General features: G+C 42.1%; 14 protein-coding genes and 2 pseudogenes. All 16 read right to left on the reverse strand.

Translation table 11 applies throughout. The features are described 5' to 3' along the window. Positions 1–5: 5 nt before the first annotated feature. Entirely contained in the window at positions 6–872 is an 867-nt protein-coding gene (locus ACIFPW_RS05350; protein WP_194221462.1) for a 2-oxoacid:ferredoxin oxidoreductase subunit beta, read from the reverse strand. Continuing rightward, a pseudogene (locus ACIFPW_RS05355) lies at positions 859–2,609 on the reverse strand (2-oxoacid:acceptor oxidoreductase subunit alpha). Before ACIFPW_RS05355 ends, ACIFPW_RS05350 begins: the two are co-directional and overlap by 14 nt. A 109-nt stretch (positions 2,610–2,718) precedes the next feature. Continuing rightward, entirely contained in the window at positions 2,719–3,642 is a 924-nt protein-coding gene (locus tag ACIFPW_RS05360) for a dipeptidase (RefSeq protein ID WP_194221460.1), read from the reverse strand. A gap of 88 nt (positions 3,643–3,730) precedes the next feature. After that, entirely contained in the window at positions 3,731–3,994 is a 264-nt protein-coding gene (gene spoVS, locus ACIFPW_RS05365) for a stage V sporulation protein SpoVS (protein WP_430242820.1), read from the reverse strand. Positions 3,995–4,090: 96 nt separating this feature from the next. Next, positions 4,091–4,885, reverse strand: a complete 795-nt coding sequence (locus ACIFPW_RS05370; protein WP_226612874.1) for a TIGR00282 family metallophosphoesterase — start codon at positions 4,883–4,885, stop codon at positions 4,091–4,093. A gap of 105 nt (positions 4,886–4,990) precedes the next feature. After that, entirely contained in the window at positions 4,991–6,553 is a 1,563-nt protein-coding gene (rny, locus tag ACIFPW_RS05375; protein WP_430242593.1) for a ribonuclease Y, read from the reverse strand. A 380-nt stretch (positions 6,554–6,933) separates the two neighbouring features. Next, positions 6,934–7,980: a recombinase RecA gene (recA, locus tag ACIFPW_RS05380; protein WP_404682215.1), complete on the reverse strand. Its 1,047-nt coding sequence runs from the start codon at positions 7,978–7,980 to the stop codon at positions 6,934–6,936. A gap of 192 nt (positions 7,981–8,172) precedes the next feature. Beyond that, positions 8,173–9,741, reverse strand: a complete 1,569-nt coding sequence (locus ACIFPW_RS05385; RefSeq protein ID WP_194221456.1) for a DEAD/DEAH box helicase — start codon at positions 9,739–9,741, stop codon at positions 8,173–8,175. An 11-nt stretch (positions 9,742–9,752) separates the two neighbouring features. After that, entirely contained in the window at positions 9,753–10,982 is a 1,230-nt protein-coding gene (locus ACIFPW_RS05390) for a competence/damage-inducible protein A (RefSeq protein ID WP_430242597.1), read from the reverse strand. Between the two features lie 201 nt (positions 10,983–11,183). Then, entirely contained in the window at positions 11,184–11,762 is a 579-nt protein-coding gene (gene pgsA, locus ACIFPW_RS05395) for a CDP-diacylglycerol--glycerol-3-phosphate 3-phosphatidyltransferase (RefSeq protein ID WP_194221455.1), read from the reverse strand. A 212-nt stretch (positions 11,763–11,974) separates the two neighbouring features. After that, positions 11,975–12,904 (reverse strand): RodZ domain-containing protein, encoded by a 930-nt coding sequence (locus tag ACIFPW_RS05400; protein ID WP_430242600.1) that lies wholly within the window; start codon positions 12,902–12,904, stop codon positions 11,975–11,977. Positions 12,905–12,921: 17 nt separating this feature from the next. Continuing rightward, the gene (locus tag ACIFPW_RS05405; protein WP_194221453.1) at positions 12,922–13,704 is read right to left on the reverse strand and encodes a YmfK family protein; all 783 of its coding nucleotides are present in this window, start codon (positions 13,702–13,704) and stop codon (positions 12,922–12,924) included. A 166-nt stretch (positions 13,705–13,870) separates the two neighbouring features. Then, positions 13,871–14,122: a DUF3243 domain-containing protein gene (locus ACIFPW_RS05410; RefSeq protein WP_430242604.1), complete on the reverse strand. Its 252-nt coding sequence runs from the start codon at positions 14,120–14,122 to the stop codon at positions 13,871–13,873. A gap of 69 nt (positions 14,123–14,191) precedes the next feature. Beyond that, positions 14,192–14,902: an elongation factor P 5-aminopentanone reductase gene (ymfI, locus tag ACIFPW_RS05415; protein WP_430242607.1), complete on the reverse strand. Its 711-nt coding sequence runs from the start codon at positions 14,900–14,902 to the stop codon at positions 14,192–14,194. An 83-nt stretch (positions 14,903–14,985) separates the two neighbouring features. Continuing rightward, a pseudogene (gene yfmH, locus ACIFPW_RS05420) lies at positions 14,986–16,276 on the reverse strand (EF-P 5-aminopentanol modification-associated protein YfmH). Continuing rightward, entirely contained in the window at positions 16,276–17,553 is a 1,278-nt protein-coding gene (gene yfmF, locus ACIFPW_RS05425; RefSeq protein ID WP_430242610.1) for an EF-P 5-aminopentanol modification-associated protein YfmF, read from the reverse strand. The pseudogene yfmH and the gene yfmF overlap by 1 nt, the downstream one beginning before the upstream one ends. Between the last annotated feature and the right edge of the window lie 472 nt (positions 17,554–18,025).

An 18,025-nucleotide genomic window follows, 5' to 3' on the forward strand; every position in this document is an offset into this window, starting at 1 on the left:
TAGTATTACATAAATTCAGCCATTAATTCCGAGAACTTCTCCTCTGGAAGCGATAGCTCCTGCTTCGATAAGGCATCTGCACTATATCCTCTTACGGACTCTTGATAAGAAGGACGATTAGGGTTGTGATATATAAGACCTTTTACCAATCCGTCGTGTTCCATTAATGTTTGCATCGCCATCATTCGATTTTTCGGATCATATCCTTCGATATCATTCAAGCTAATGAGGTTCTGTTTAAACCAGTCATACGTATTTACTTTGTTAAACGTAACGCACGGGCTAAACACATTAATTAAAGAGAAGCCTTTATGTTGAATTCCTTGCTCTATGATCGCTACAAGGTCCTTTAAATCTGTTGAAAAGCTTTGGGCCACAAAGCCACAGCCGCTTGAGAGCGCAAGTTCCATAATCGATAAAGACGACTCAATGGAACCTGTAGGCGTACTTTTTGTTTTAAAGCCTTCTGCACTCGTTGGAGAAGTCTGTCCTTTCGTTAGACCATAAATTTGATTGTCCATCACGATATAGGTAATATCAATATTTCGTCGCATCGCATGAATCGTATGCCCCATACCGATTGCGAAGCCGTCCCCATCTCCGCCTGATGCAATAACCGTTAATTCTCGGTTTGCCATCTTCACGCCCTGTGCAATAGGAAGGGACCTGCCATGTATCCCATGAAAGCCATACGCGTTAATATACCCACTTATACGACCAGAGCAACCAATGCCGGAAATTACAGCAAGATCATCTGGTTCAAGACCTACATTTGCTGCCGCGCGCTGAATGGCCGCTTGAACCGAGAAATCTCCACAGCCAGGACACCAGTTAGGTTTTACCTGATTCCGAAAATCTTTAAATGTGGCCATTCGCTAACATCTCCTTGCATTGTTGGTGGATGTCTCCAGGTAGAAATGGATTTCCATCGTATTTCAATAGACTTTCAATTTTCTCCCCATAACCTACATTCATTTTTACGAGACTTGCAAGCTGACCAGTCGCATTGTGTTCAATGACAATCACTTTCTTTGCAGCCTGTAACATTGGCCTAAGCTCATCTGCAGGGAAAGGATGGACAAGTCGGATTTGCGCGTGGTTTACTTTTAATCCATCTGCTTCAAGTCTTGGCATTACTTCTTCAATACTTCCTCTCGTCGAATTAAAACCAATCAGAAGCACATCTGGCTCTTCATGCTGCTCCACTTTAAAAATAGGCTGTGGAAATGATAAATTGCTGATTTTACGAAGCCTCTTCTCCATCTGATCTTTTCGATTCTGCGGAACCTCAGATGGCTTTCCTGTCTCATCATGTTCTACTCCTGTGACATGAAAAATACCATTTTTCGTTCCAGGAATCACGCGATTCGATATCCCATCATCAGTAACTTCAAAGCGTTTAAAATATGATTTATCTTCTCGCTCAGCGATTGCGTCATCATTTAACTTCCCTCGACGAATCTTGATTTTATTGTAATCGAGCGGTTCAACACTTTGTTTTCCTAATGATAATTGAAGATCAGATAGTAGAATGACCGGACACTGATATTCCTCAGCAAGATTGAATGCTTCAATCGCATCATAAAATGCTTCTTCCACGGTACTTGGTGCAATCACTATCTTAGGAATCTCTCCATGTGTGCCGTAAATCATCGCCAGTAAATCAGACTGTTCTTGTTTAGTAGGAAGTCCCGTACTCGGTCCCCCACGCTGCGTATCAACGATCACAAGAGGCGTTTCAGTAATACCAGATAAGCCTATAGCCTCCATCATAAGGGATAAACCTGGCCCTGCGGATGCGGTTAACGTTCGAACTCCTGCGTAATTCGAGCCAATGGCCATCGTTGCAGCCGCAATTTCATCTTCCGTCTGCACGACCGTCCCACCAAACTCTGGCAGCTTCTTAATTAAGTATTCCATGATTTCTGATGCTGGCGTAATTGGGTATGCAGCCATTAACCTTGCCCCTCCCGCCAGGGCACCAAGCGCGATCGCATCATTTCCAATCATGAACATACGGTGCTTTCCATCCGCTTTTTTAACGAAAGCGTTTGAACACGATTACCCGCGGATTCATTGTAAGCATCAGCGCCACGCTGAATCGCCTCCATGTTATTGTTCACAACTTTTTCGCCTTTACGGCCAAATATCTCTTCCACGACAGCTTGATACGTCGCAGTATCAATTCCTAACGCCGCGCTTGTTGCGCCAATTGCCACCATATTCTTCATCAGTGATGTCCCTAGCTCAGTTGCGATTTCAGTAAAGGGAATGATCACGAGCGTCGCCTGACATTTCTCAGGCTTCACTGGCTTGAATTTGGCATCACCGATAATAATTCCTTTACTATGAAGCTCATGAGCATTCACATCAATTGTTTCCTGATCAAACGCAATAAGCATGTCAAGGTCATCTGAGACCGCTCGAACTTCTTTCGTACTAACACGGATCTTATTATTCGTATGCCCGCCTTTGATACGGGACGAGAAATGCCGGTAACCATACAAGTAGTAGCCAAGTCGATTTAATGCGATCGCAAATATTTCTCCTGTACTATCTATTCCTTCACCCTGCTGTCCTCCAACTTTCCACGAAAGTTGTTCGATCATAACGTCCCACCCTTTCTAATCTAGTACCTGAAACCGCTTGCTTATATTACTAGTTCGAAATAGGATGATAATTCCCTGCTCACGAAGCTCACAATTACTAAATTCTTACTTACTCAGGCATTCTAGCCATAAAGTTTTCACCTAAAAACCCATTTACTTGGTCATCATTGTAATAACGATGTAGCTCCTCAATAAGTCGAGGATAGTCGCTGTAGCATGTTAAATCTTTCGGAACTTGATCAATTCCATCAAAATCAGAGCCAAGTCCGATATTTTCCGCGCCACCGAGGCTACAGATGTGTTCAATATGATGGATAATATCCGAAACACTTGCATTCCGGTCATTTCGTAGAAACTTAGGCACAAACGTCACGCCGATCAAGGAATTCTTTTCAATTAGCGCCGATAACTGTTGATTATCCAAGTTTCTTGGATGGGTGCAAATGGCTTTGGCATTCGAGTGAGAAGCGATGACGTAGCGCCCTTGCTCTAACACATCCCAAAATGCTCGTACTGAAAGATGCGAAACATCCGTCCACACTCGATGCTGGTTATGTAAATCGACAACGCTTCTTCCAAAATCAGTTAACCCTGCGCCCCTTGATTCAAGAATACCGTCTGCCGTTGCATTCCCATAATTCCACGTTAATCCAACCGATCGCACACCAAGTCGAATGAGCGTTTTAAGCCTTGTTGCTTCACTCCCTATTGCATCTACGCCTTCTAGCGTGAGCATCGCTCCTATTTTCCCATCAGGAAGCTGCTCTGCCTCTTTTTTGGAATAAACCGCAACAACATCCTCATATGGCTTGATAACCTTCTCATGGAAAATCTCAACCATTTCAAGAGCACAATCAAATTTAGCGGAAGCTGGCACGCTTTCTGGAACATAGATCGCAAAGAGCTGTAGCTTTGCTCCTGCCCTTCTCATTTGCTCAAGGTTTGTATGAAGTCCTTCCCCATTTTCAAAGGAAAGCGATGGATTTAACCACATTTTACATAATACGTCACAGTGTGCATCTACTATATTCATTAAGATCCCCCTTCATTCTTCTGCGTTTCAAATTAAAGTATAAAAAAACCTGTTTGTAAAAACAAACAGGTTTTTCTGACGGAATGATTTAGCGAGGCTCTACAATGAGCTTAATTGCGGTACGCTCTTCACCATCAATTAAAATATCGGTGAAAGCAGGGATACAAATGAGGTCAACGCCACTAGGTGCTACAAACCCTCTTGCGATGGCTACTGCTTTAACAGCTTGATTTAATGCACCTGCTCCAATCGCTTGAATCTCGGCATTACCGCGTTCCCTAAGGACGCCCGCAAGTGCACCAGCTACAGAATTAGGATTGGATTTTGCTGAAACTTTTAATATATCCTTTATAGCCCCTCCTTAATTTGATCATCCATTACCACTCTAGACTATATTCCTTGTAAGAAGCTTGTATTCCTGCTGTTTCCGTCATCTTTTCAAAACGTTTTAATCATAGAATGGATGGTCGTCATTGATCGCAATCCGTTGAATCTTTGTTGCCTTACCAGTTTTTGGATCTAGTGTTAAAAAGACCCCACTAAGTTGTTCCCGACCTTTTGTTACTTCAAACCTTACAGGCATTGTCGTAAGGAACTTCTTAATTACCGCTTCACGCTCCATACCAAGAATACCATCGTAAGGACCTGTCATTCCTGCATCTGTCATATAAGCCGTTCCACCTGGCAAGATGCGCTCATCAGCTGTTTGAACGTGAGTATGTGTTCCAACGACTGCCGTCACTCTTCCATCAAGATACCAGCCCATCGCCTGTTTTTCACTCGTTGTTTCTGCATGAAAATCAACAAAAATGACCGGTGTTCTCTCTCTCATCTCTTCAATCAGTTCATCCGCTTTACGGAACGGATCATCCATCGCAGGAAGAAACGTTCTTCCCTGCAAGTTAATGACACCTACTTCAACACCATTAATGTTCACAATCGTTGAACCGTTTCCTGGCGTTCCTTCTGGGAAGTTAGCTGGTCTAACGAGTTTAGGAGCACGATCGATAAATTCAAAAATTTCTCGGTTGTCCCATGTATGATTACCCATCGTAATGACTTGAGCGCCTGACTCAAGAAAGCCACGGTAGATCTTCTCTGTAATGCCGCGACCACTTGCCGCATTCTCGCCATTCACAATCGTAAAAGTAGGTTTGTATTTTTTCTTTAAGCGAGGTAAATAAGTAGAAATCATATTGCGTCCGGGAGAGCCAACAACGTCTCCAATAAAAAGTATATTCATTATAATGCTCCAATCTCTTAGTTCATTCTTTATCAGTTTATCAAAAGAAAGTATGATTCGTAAGTTTTAGGTGAAATTAAATAAAGCGATGCACGCGGCATCGCTTTATTTTGCATACTCAACTGCCCTTGTTTCACGGATGACCGTGACCTTAATGTGCCCAGGGTAGTCCAGTTCATTTTCAATTTTCTTCGTAATTTCTCGTGCGAGACGATATGATGAAACGTCATCAACAAGATCAGGCTTAACCATGATCCTGATTTCTCGGCCAGCTTGAATCGCGAATGATTTCTCAACGCCTTCAAACGACTCTGAAATTTCCTCAAGTTTCTCAAGACGACGAATATACGTCTCAAGTGTTTCACGACGCGCTCCCGGACGTGCAGCTGACAATGCATCGGCTGCTGCCACAAGCGTTGAAATTACTGATGTTGCTTCCGTATCACCATGGTGAGATGCGATTGCATTAATAACAACCGGATGCTCTTTATACTTCGTCGCAAGCTCAACGCCAATTTCAACGTGGCTACCTTCGACTTCGTGGTCAATCGCTTTACCAAGGTCATGAAGGAGACCAGCGCGACGTGCTAACTGTACGTCTTCTCCAAGCTCTGCGGCCATAAGGCCCGTTAGATAAGCAACTTCCATGGAATGCTTCAAGACATTCTGTCCATAACTTGTACGGAATTTCAAACGGCCCAGGATCTTAATGAGATCCGGGTGGAGTCCGTGAACTCCAATTTCAAATGTGGATTGTTCTCCAACTTCGCGAATGTATTCATCCACTTCCCTGCGTGATTTCTCAACCATTTCTTCAATTCGTGCAGGGTGAATTCTTCCATCCTGTACGAGCTTATCCAGGGCATTACGAGCAATTTCTCTTCGTATCGGATCAAAACCGGACAGAATAACTGCCTCAGGTGTATCATCGATAATCAAGTCAATTCCCGTTAACGTTTCAAGAGTTCGAATGTTTCGGCCTTCACGACCGATGATTCGACCTTTCATCTCATCATTAGGCAGGTTTACAACGGAAACCGTTGTTTCTGCAACATGATCCGCTGCACAGCGCTGAATCGCAAGCGAAAGTACTTCTCTCGCTTTCTTATCAGCTTCTTCTTTCGCATAGTTCTCGCGCTCTTTCACCATCTGCGCCAGCTCATGCTCAAGCTCCTGCTCACTTTCACGGAAGATGATTTGCTTCGCTTCTTCCCTTGTTAAACCGGAAATTCGCTGAAGCTCGTGTTGTTGCTCTTGAAGCAACTCCTCCACTTTGCCTTCCATCTCTTCAATTTGCCGTTGTTTTTTGGTGAGAGAGTCCTCTCTTCTTTCGAGGGAATCCTCTTTTTTGTCAAGAGTCTCACTTTTGCGATCAAGGACCTCTTCTTTTTGTACCAAACGATTCTCTTGTTTTTGTAACTCATTTCTGCGTTCACGAATTTCACGCTCAGCTTCAACACGAAGATTATGATTCTCGTCCTTCGCTTCAAGCATAGCTTCCTTCTTCAAAGCTTCAGCGTCGTTTTTACCTTCTTTGATAATCCGTTGCGCTTCCATTTCTGCACTGGAGATTTTCGCTTCAGCAATCATTTTGCGAACAAGAAATCCAACAACTGCTCCGACGACTGCAGAGACCAGCATAGTGGAGATGATGATCACTATATCCATCGAACTCACCTCCTCCTGCTATCAACTTGTTGGTTTGCTGTCATGTTAATTCTTAGTACCACTTGCAAAATTTCAATCCAGCACATTTCATCTGTTAAGAATAAAGTATAATTCTACTAGAAAATTATAATTATACAATTAATATTGTATCTTTCAGAGTAAAGGTTGTCAAGAGAGCACATCAGGGCAAAATCCCTTCAAATAACTCATTATTGCTCTTTTTTTCGCCTTGAACTCTTAGTGAAATTGCCTTGATTGAGCGGTCATTCACTGCCTGATCATGGAAATTCAGCTCTCTATATCAGTACAACGTTTCGTATCGACAGACTATGTAAGTAGATAAAAAGCCGGCCATTATGACCGACTTTCTATCAAGCGTCTTATTCTTCTTCAGGTAGAAGCGTATCTTTACCTGCAGCTGATTCATCTAGCTGCTTATCTGCATCAAGATTGTGATGAGCGCGAATACGCCCTTCAATTTCAGCTTCCATTGCTGGGTTTTCTTTCAAGAATTGCTTTGCATTTTCACGGCCCTGCCCAAGACGTTCGCCTTCGAAAGAGAACCATGCGCCGCTCTTCTGAACAATTTCAAGGTTTGAACCAATGTCAAGGATCTCACCTTGCTTAGAAATCCCTTCTCCGTACATAATGTCAACTTCTGCTTGTTTAAACGGCGGAGCGACCTTGTTCTTGACAACTTTAATACGCGTTTTGTTACCGACCATGTCGTTACCCTGCTTCAGCGTTTCAGCACGACGAACTTCTAATCGAACAGATGAATAGAACTTCAGCGCACGTCCGCCTGGAGTTGTTTCTGGGTTCCCGAACATAACCCCAACTTTCTCGCGAATCTGGTTAATAAAGACCGCGGTAGTTTTGGATTTATTAATCGCACCTGAAAGCTTACGAAGCGCTTGAGACATTAGACGCGCCTGCAAACCAACGTGTGCATCTCCCATTTCACCTTCGATTTCTGCCTTTGGTACAAGAGCAGCTACGGAGTCAACTACAACCATATCAACTGCACCGCTTCGTACGAGAGCTTCAGCAATTTCTAGGGCTTGTTCTCCTGTATCAGGTTGAGAAAGTAGTAGCTCATCGATGTTAACACCAAGCTTTTCTGCATAAACCGGATCCAGAGCGTGCTCAGCATCAATAAAAGCAGCCTGGCCACCGTTACGCTGTACTTCTGCGATAGCGTGAAGGGCAACTGTTGTTTTACCAGAAGATTCCGGGCCGTATACTTCGATAACACGACCTCTTGGATAACCGCCCACACCAAGAGCAATATCAAGAGCCAGTGAACCAGTTGATACTGTAGAGACTCTTTGCTCAGCTTGTTCGCCGAGTTTCATGATTGAACCTTTACCGAATTGTTTTTCTATTTGTCTAAGTGCCATATCTAAGGCAGCTTTACGATCACTCACGAATGAATTCCTCCTCGTTATTAAACTATCACTATCATATCTCTTTTTAGGTGATTTGCCAATAGAAAACCGAACATTTATTCGTCTTTTTTTATTTTCTACCCTATTGACTTTTCACGTCCCGATTATTATAACTTGATAAAAAAAGAAAGAAGAACGATCAGCCCCGGTAGTGAAGCTGATCGTTCTATTTTATACTCTGCTTTTTTGTGGTTTAGCTGGTTCAAGGTGGATTGATTTACCATCAATACCGCCAGCTCGAAGCGCTTCATAGACGAATGGTGCAACGTCTTCGTGCACTTCAAAGAATGAGAATTTCTCAAAAATATCAATGCGGCCAACAGACTCTGTATCAACGCCAGCCATCACAGAAAGCTCACTTAAAAGTTTCTTTGGATGAAGATCAATATTACGTCCTACATTTAAGAAGAAACGAACCATTCCATTCTGACCGCCTGTTTCACCAAAGTTATATTCGGAAGGAGTCGTGTTCTGCTTCTGCTGAATGGCGTTCTCAAGGAAAGCTTGAACAAGATCTTCTGCGTTATATTTAGCTAAAAGAAGCTCGGTTGTTTCACGAGCAGTCGAATCAGACTTTTGCTTTTTCAACTGCTTTTCAACAGATTTTACAATGTTATCAAGATCAACCGTTTCATCCTGAAGCGGCTCAGCAGATAGGTTCAATTTGATTTTTGATTCAATGGATTGAAGGAAACGCATGTCTTTAGGCGTTACGAGCGTTAACGCAATTCCTTTGTTCCCAGCGCGACCTGTACGTCCAATACGGTGAACATAGCGTTCTGGGTCCTCAGGTATATCATAGTTGATCACGTGACTAACGTGAGCAACGTCAATTCCACGAGCTGCGATATCTGTTGCAACAAGGAAATTCACTTGAGATTTTCTAAAGAGATTCATTACCTTCGAACGCTGCTGTTGCGTTAAATCTCCGTGAAGTTCTTCTGCTCGATAGCCACGCTTTTTCAATGACTCTGTTACTTGAGCTGCCCCTTTTTTTGTTTTGGTAAAAATAATGCCGAGGCGAATGTCTTCACTTTCGATGACGCGACAAAGCGTATCGAATTTATCACTTTCAAATGTTCTGTAATAAACCTGCTCTACCGTATCCGCTGTTATATCTCCTTTAGAAACGGAAATCGTAAGTGGATTCTTCAAATATTTGCTGGAGAGCTTACGGATTGGTGCAGGAATTGTAGCTGAGAATAAGAGCGACTGGCGATTAGCCGGCAGCTGCTTGAAAATAAGTTCAATATCATCAATAAAGCCCATATCAAGCATTTCATCTGCTTCATCTAAAATAGCTGTATGAACGTTATCTGTGCGAAGTGTTTTACGTTTCAAGTGATCGAGCATGCGTCCTGGTGTTCCTACAACTATGTTAACGCCTCTCTTTAATGCACGGATTTGATGATAGATTGGCTCCCCACCGTAAACGGCAAGAACATTTAACCCTTTGTATTTAGAAAGCTTCTGAAGCTCAGTCGCAACCTGCATAGCAAGCTCACGTGTTGGTGTGAGAATGATGGCTTCAGGTCCTCCGATTTTTTTCACTTTTTCAATAACAGGAATACCAAAAGCAGCTGTTTTTCCTGTACCGGTCTGTGCCTGACCGATCATATCTCTACCTTCTAAAATTGGTTCAAGTGCTTTCTCCTGAATCGGGGTCGCTTCTTTGAAACCAAGTTCGAGCACAGCTTTTCTAACTTCATTTGACAATGCAAAGTCTTCAAAATTCTTCATACGTACGTTATTCACCTTTCTAACTTCAATAATGTATTCAATCCATGATTCACAGTGCGTTTACGGATGGCATGACGGTTCCCTGCAAGATTGAGGGCGACCACTTTCTCACCAGATGGTGCTGCAACACCAATAAACACTGTTCCAGGTTCTTTCCCTTCACTAGGATCTGGACCTGCAACACCTGTGAAACTGATGCCGACATCGGTTTTATATCTCTCTTTTACGCTTCTAGCGAGTTCAATTGCACATTGTTCGCTTACGGCACCGTATGCTTCTAGTGTCTCATTTGATACGCCGATCTCGCGCTTTACTTCGTTAGAGTAACACACAACCCCACCATAGAAAAGTGATGACGCTCCAGGGAGATCCGTTATTTCCTGACTAAACATACCGCCTGTAAGGCTTTCTGCTGTTGATATAGACCAATCACGGTCGCTAAGAAGTGAGAAGACTTCTTTTGCGAGTGTTGTCTCTCCATAGCCATATAAATAGGAGCCTACACGTGCATCAATTAATTTTTCTGTTTCATCAATTAACTTATCCGCTTCTTGTTTAGTGTCGGCTTTAGCTGTCAATCGAAGCGTAACTTCCCATTCCCCAGCTAGCGGGGCAATCGTCGGGTTCGTTTGCTGATCAATCAGATCTTCTAGCTCTGCTTCAAGCCTTGACTCTCCAATGCCAAAGAATCGAAGCACGCGGGATACAATCGTATCACCTTGCTTCAACTGACCAAGTAAATAGGGTTCAGCATAGTTCGTGAACATTGGATAGAGCTCTTTAGGTGGTCCTGGAAAAAGCATATATGTGTGGTTGTTAGCCGTAACAGCCATACCCGGGGCCATACCATTGTCGTTACGAAGTACTGTAGCTCCGTCTAACACGAGCGCTTGCTTGCGATTATTCTCTGACATGGGAGCGCCCGTTTTTTTATAGTAATCCTGGATGTTTTCCATTGCTTCTTCGTTATAGACTAATTTTTTATTTAAAGTACTAGCAATCGTCTCTTTCGTTAGATCATCTTTAGTAGGTCCAAGGCCACCTGTGAAAATCAACAAATCAGAGCGAGACTCTGCAACTTCAATAACTTGTTTTAATCGTTCACTGTTATCACCGACGGCTGTATGGTAAAAAACATTAATACCAAGATCAGCCAAACGAGTTGAGATGAATTTTGCATTTGTGTTGGCGATTTGTCCAAGTAGTAACTCTGAACCGATTCCAATAATTTCTGCATTCATTTTGTAACCATCCCTTCTATCCGAAGCAAGGTGTTTCCTTGTTTCCATAGCTCATAATTTCTCTACACCTATTATACATTGGTTTACCTTTAACGTATAAGGAAGCGCCTTGAAAACAATGGGAAATTTACCTATTCGATCGCTTATTCGCTTATTAAAGAGGTTTCAAAAGGGAACAGATTAATCTGTTCCCCTAGGGTGTTAACGTGATTTAAGTAGTACCTGACGATTTTTAGAAAAGTAATCCCACCCAGAATAAACTGTAATAATAAGTGCTGCCCATAGCGAAATCGTTGCAAAAGGAAAACCAATCGCTTCGAATGGCACATTTTCAATTAACAAAGCAATGATCGCGATAATTTGGATCCATGTTTTTAACTTACCAAGGTTGCTTGCCGCTAGTACTTCTCCTTCTGAAGAAGCAACTAGCCTAAGCCCTGTGACCGCAAATTCACGACTAAGAATAACGACAACAATCCATGCTGGCGCAGCACCGAGCTCAACAAGCGAGACAAAGGCTGACGTAACGAGCAGTTTATCAGCCAGAGGATCCAGGAATTTCCCAAGATTCGTGACAAGGTTATGCTTTCTAGCTATGTAGCCGTCAATCCAATCGGTTACTGAGGCGAAAATAAAGATCGCTGTAGCAACTAAATGGGAATTTAGCAAGACAGCTCCCGCTATTTCTGTTTCACCAAGCGGTAAGGGCGCTAGAAGAAAAATTAGAAATACAGGAATTAAAAAAATGCGTGATACTGTAATTTTATTAGGCAAATTCAAGTGTGTTCCTCCTAAATGTCATTTAACCTATCAGATCATGTGATAAGGGGTAGCCACTTTCTTCAACAGTTTTCATTAGCTGTAAGATGCGTACCAATTCCCCTCACTAAATCGTATTCTATTCTAACACTGTTTCTTTCATGCAGAAAGGAAAACTTCACCATTACCAATCGTAAGAAAAGGAGTCATCTAATCAAGATGACTCCTTTAACTTACTCGGCTTTTTTGAAATTGAACGTCACATTTTGAACAACAGGTTCTTTTGGAATCTTAATCTTTTCCCCGTTTACAAACACAGCGACATTTGGCGAACTCCCTAAACGAAGTGTTGCTGAAGCTTCACTTGATAAGTCTTCCGTCACGTCTTTCCCTTTGGCAAGACTTTCATATACGTACTTCTTATCACTAGCGCCAGTTAGAGCGACCCAACTACTGCCTGATGCTTCTAACTTCACTTCAAACTTCTCTGCATTCGTAATCTCATACGTAGAACGATCAGCGCTGCTGTCTACCTTCTTAATTTCCATTTCAGGGGCAGGCTCTTCTTCAGGTTCTTCAGCAGGCTCTTCTTTTTCCTTTTCTTCATCTTCTTTCGGTTCCTCTTCAGGTTTCTCAGAAGATGCATCGTTTTCAGAGTCGCTCACTTCATCTGAATCAGGTGCACTGCCGCTGTTCTCATCGCTAGAAATTTGTTCCTCCGCCTGGTTTGTTGTAGCATTCTGGTTTGTCGTTTGATCACCGCTTTGGACGACATACCAGATCAATGCTGCCACGCCTACTATCAACAAAATGACAAGTATAGACGGAAATACGGAAGACCATTTGGAAGAAGCTGATGAAGATTTGCTTGGCTGAGATGGCCTTCTCATTTTCCTTGGTGGTAAACTCTCCGGCACATCTGCACTTGCTTTAGGGATCTCTGAAGCATATTCCTCAAGAAATTCCTCTCCGTTAAAGCCAACTGCTTCCGCATAGTTTTTAATAAATGCACGCGTATAAAAATTACCTGGAAGCAGTTCGTAATTTCCTTCTTCAATCGCATGAAGATAGCGTTTCTGAATCTTTGTAATGGACTGAATTTCCTCGATTGATAATCCCTTATCACTTCGAGCCTCTTTCAGACGTTGACCTAGCTCTGTCAATGAAAAACACCTACCAATTAGTTAAAGTCTAAGCTTGAAAATCCAGAAGATTGATTTTCAATTACCTGATATGTAATTTCTTGTTCCGGATCGTCTCGCAATTCAATTATATAATCAAAATCGTTCATCGTATACTCTGTTTCTTGAACAAATATATCAGGATGCTCGACAACCTTTGTTGCTGGGAGCCTCATAATATCACGAAGCACCTGCCAATGCCGTTCAGATGCTCGTCTCGCAGATACAATCCCATCAATTAAAAAGATATGATCACTGTTAAGTTCATCGTCAGCGACTTGCGTTCGAACCGTTTGTTTCAACATCGTTGAAGATAAAAACACCCAACGCTTGTTCGCACAAACACTTGAAGCAACGATCGACTCAGTTTTGCCAACACGCGGCATCCCTCTTATTCCAACAAGCTTATGACCATCTTGTTTAAAAATTTCTGCTAGAAAATCAACAAGTAGTCCAAGCTCGTCTCGAATAAAACGAAACGTTTTCTTGTCATCCGCATCACGCTGTATGTACCTACCATGCCGAACAGCAAGACGATCTCGCAATTTCGGTTCTCGCATCTTTGTTACAGTAATATTGTCCATTGTATTTAAAATAGATTCCAAACGCTCAATTTGCTGAATTTCATCAACCAGAAGAAGCAAGCCTCTTCGCATATCATCGACACCATTAATCGTAATAATGTTAATGCCTAGCATTCCTAATAAGGACGCCACGTCTCCAAGAAGACCCGGTCTGTTTTTATGAATTTCATATTCAAGATACCATTCCTTCTTCTCCATATGCCAACTCCTTTAGCCACAAATTTCCTATGTTCCTTTAATCATAAATGATTTTCATAAAGGTTAAAAGAGATGAATCGGGATTTTATTTACTTTTCTTACATCATTTGTTCCATTTCATAGAAAAAGAAGGGTGTTTAGACACCCTCCTTCTGTAAAAAATTATTTATCTTTCGTTTTGAACGAGCTTAACCATCATATTTGCGATCGCATGCTGTTCTTCTTCGCTAGCTACATGCCATAAGTCAGCAAGAAGCTGTTCTTGATCATTTTTCGCTTTTACTCCATCAGCAAGGTATCCGCCGATCTGGTAAGCAACATCTGAGACAACTTCCTGAGAAAGTCCTTGCTGTTCGCCCTGATTTAAGCGATCGTGCAAGAACCCTTTCCACGAATCAAAATTATCTAGTACAGACATCTATATCCCTCCTTTATCAAGTCATCACCTATATGTTGTCTCGAAGGAAAGGACATTATGCATCGTTTTTTACAGCCAGGCACCATCAACTGAAATAATTTGACCGCTTATGTAAGAAGCTTGATCGGAATCTAAAAAGGTAATAAGCGATGCCACTTCCTCAGGTTGTCCAGGTCGTCCCATTGGAATGTCATCGATTAACAATTGTTCGTCCTCTCCTGTCAAACGGGCATTCATTTTCGTTGCAATAAAGCCTGGTGCCACAGCGTTCACTCGTATTCCGCTTGGACCTAACTCTTTCGCAAGACCCTTTACAAACGCATTTAGTCCGCCTTTAACAGAGGAGTAGACAACTTCACATGATGCGCCTGTTAATCCAAATACAGAAGAAACTACAATAATTGAACCGCTTTTCTTTCGAACCATTTCATTGATATAGTGCTTTGCAAGCTTAATGGACGAGGTTAATTGCAGCTGAATCATCGCTTCAATTTCTATATCCGACATATCGGTCAATAAGCCAAAAAAACTGTTGCCAGCGTTTAGAATAAGGGTGTCGATGCCCTGTACTTGCTCTGTTAAGTGACGCGCTCCATCCTTACTAGCTAAATCCGCCTGTACTGCAAATAGATTCGCCTCCGGATATGCTGCCTTTAATTCAAGAATAGAACGTTCATTTTTGTGAAAATGAGCGTATACCCGCTCCCCTTTATGAATATATGCAGCAGCAATGGCCTTACCAATCCCGCCGCTCGCCCCGGTTATTAAAACATCTTTCACTAAGTATCTCCCTTTCTTTAAACTCATCTCATCACTAATTTTTAATTTAAAGATCAGTGAAAAAGCACCCAGTTGGGTGCTTTCTAGGATTTTGGAACGACCTGACACACTGTAAATGATTCTTCAGCAAAGTGTCCCTTAACCGCCTCTTCAATGTCTTTCGCTGTAATTGACTCAAGCATTGGAACAACTTCAAATAGATCCATGTCATTAAAGCGATAGCGTGTGAATTGATTCGCAATAAATTCTGGAGAATTTAATGCTCGTAAGAAACTACCGATCTTTTTCTTACGGATTCGCTCGAGCTGATCCGTATCAACTGACTCATTCTTAAACGATTGAATCATTGAAAACAAACGATCTGCTAGCTCATCTGGTGAGCTTGTATTGCTTCCTAAGATGGAGAAACCGAATTTCTCTTCTTCTGTAAAATCATACGAAAAGCTCTGATCAATAAGTCCTTCATTATAAAGCTTCTCGTAATTCTCCGAGCTCTGTCCGAACATCAAATCAAGCGCAAGATTAATGGAAAGCTCGTGCTTCAGAAGATCCTCTCCCTGACGCCCTGGATTTGGTTCTTTAAATCCAACGAGGCACTTCGCCACTTGTACAGACATCGGAAGAACTTTCTTCTTCTCTGCCACCTTTTGAGGTTCCTCATCAAAAAATCGTTCAATCGGTGGCTGATCTTTGTAAGATTTCGCCGCCTGATTTTTCTCTACAAAGGACATGATTTCATTCGGTTCCACGGCACCAACAACGAATAGCACCATATTTGATGGATGATAGAATGTTTCATAGCACGTATATAAAGATTCTTTCGTGATTTTGGCGATGGATTCGATCGTCCCAGCAATATCAATTTTAACAGGATGATGGTGGAACATATTTTCAATCACACCAAAATACGCGCGCCAGTCGGAATTGTCATTATACATTTCAATTTCCTGACCGATAATCCCCTTTTCCTTTTCAACACTTTGGTCACTAAAGTACGGATCTTGAACAAAATTAACAAGTGTTTCAAGGTTTTGCATCACGTTCTGTGTTGTTGAAAACAAGTAGGCCGTGCGTGTAAACGACGTAAAGGCATTTGATGAGGCACCCTGTTTACTAAAATCTTGAAACACATCCCGATCTTCCTTCTCAAACATTTTGTGCTCAAGGAAGTGAGCAATGCCATCGGGAACTTGAACATTCTCCGAACCGTTTAATGGTACGAAATGATTATCAACCGAACCATATTTTGTCGTAAACGTTGCATAAGTTTTGTTAAAACCTTTTTTTCGGAAGGACATACACATCAAGTCCGTTGTCCATCGTTTGGTGGTAAAGAGTCTCTTGTAGTTGGTTAAATGGAATAGTTTTCATGATTAAGCCTCCTCGCCTTTTAAGAAATAAACGGTATCAAGCTTAACCTTATCCGCAACTGCTAAAATGTCCTCTTTGGTTACAGCTTCGACTCCGTCGAGCCACTCCTCAATGGTGCGTAGCTTTTGAGAAACCACACCATGGTAAAGAAGTTCCACCATGCCCTTCGCATCATCGACGGTTTCAAGCAGCTGATTACGAATCATTGTTTTCGTTTGCTTCATTTCTTCTTCGTTAAATTCGCCATTTCCCATCGCTGTAAGCTGTTCTTTAATGATATCAACCGTTTTCTTATAGTTTTTAAATTCAATTCCTGACATCACGATAATTAAACCTTTGTGGCTTTCATAACGTGAAGCTGCATAATAAGCGAGACTTTCTTTCTCACGCACGTTTCGGAACAGCTTAGAATGCGAGAAACCACCAAACATACCGTTAAACACTTGAAGAGCAAAATATTCATCGTCAGCATACCCAACGCCTGAACGAAAGCCCATGTGAAGCTTTCCTTGCTTAATTTCCTGTGTTTCTAAAATTTCTTTCTCTTCTACATCAAGTGACGCTTTTTGTGTCGCCTCAGAGCCACGATCGGTCCGTTCTTTAAAAGGAAATAGTTCCTTAACGACCTCTTCAGCATGAACTCCCTCTAAATTGCCAACTAAATAAAGATCAATCTCATCTTCAGCACACACTTTTTTGTAGAAATCATAAAGAGATTTAGCCGTTACACGATCGACTTCTTCTTTCTCCCCATATACATGAAGTCCAAACGCTTCGTTTGGAAACATTTCTTGCGTAAGTCTCATATTAGCAAAACGCATCTTATCATCATAAATAGACTGAATGCGTTGTTTCATCGTACGCTTTTCTTTATCCACAATAGAAGAATCAAAGCTAGTTCCATCCGTTTTTGGATTCATGATTACTTCTGAAAGGAGAGAAAGAGCTTTTTTGAACAAAGGTTCATCTTCCGAAAGGAACTTCTCATTCGCAAAATCCATCCGGAACGTCATAATATGAAAATCGCCCTTCTTAGCAAGATCCACACCAAGCGTTGCACCATAAAGCTTCTCAAGCTCAGTCCTCACTGCTTTAGACGAAGGATAATTCTCCGTCCCGCTTTGCAACACATGAGGCAAAAGAGCCCTCTCCGTTACCGTCTCTTCAGTCAAACGCGCCTTAAATTGAACCACTACCGTTGTTGTTTTATATTTATCCGTTTGTATCCTATGTAGCGTCAAACCGCCGCACGAGGTTTTCTCATGAGGGATAATAGCCATTGACCTCACTCCTTTTTAAAATCCATTAACTACCATCAGAGGAAACTGAAACTTACCCCCTTTATACCATAGTATGTGTAATAGTGTAAGCAATTAGTACTTTTTAAAAGAAAAACGGAAGTGAGCGGTTAGGGTCGACAAGCGCTGGAGGCCTTTCATTTGAACACGGTCTTTGTGTTCGGATGAAAGGGTGAAGCGATCGAGACCCTGCTCACTGCAGCTAGACACGAAAAGCGAAGACGAGCGTTTAGAAACGGAGATATTGGAGCTCTTGAACTAGAACACGCTTTTTGTGTTCTGGTGAAAGAGTGAAATATCGCAGTTTCTGCGAGTCGTAGCTGGATCAAGAAAAGCGGAAGTGAGCGGTTAGACACGACAGGCACTGGAGCCCTATAAATTGAACACGGTCTTTGTGTTCGAGTTATAGGGCGAAGTGACCAAGTGTCTGCTCACTGCAGCTAGACCCGAAAAG

It is taken from the genome of Pseudalkalibacillus sp. NRS-1564 (assembly GCF_050467905.1).
In the GTDB taxonomy this organism is placed as follows: Bacteria; Bacillota; Bacilli; order Bacillales; family Guptibacillaceae; genus Guptibacillus; species Guptibacillus hwajinpoensis_B.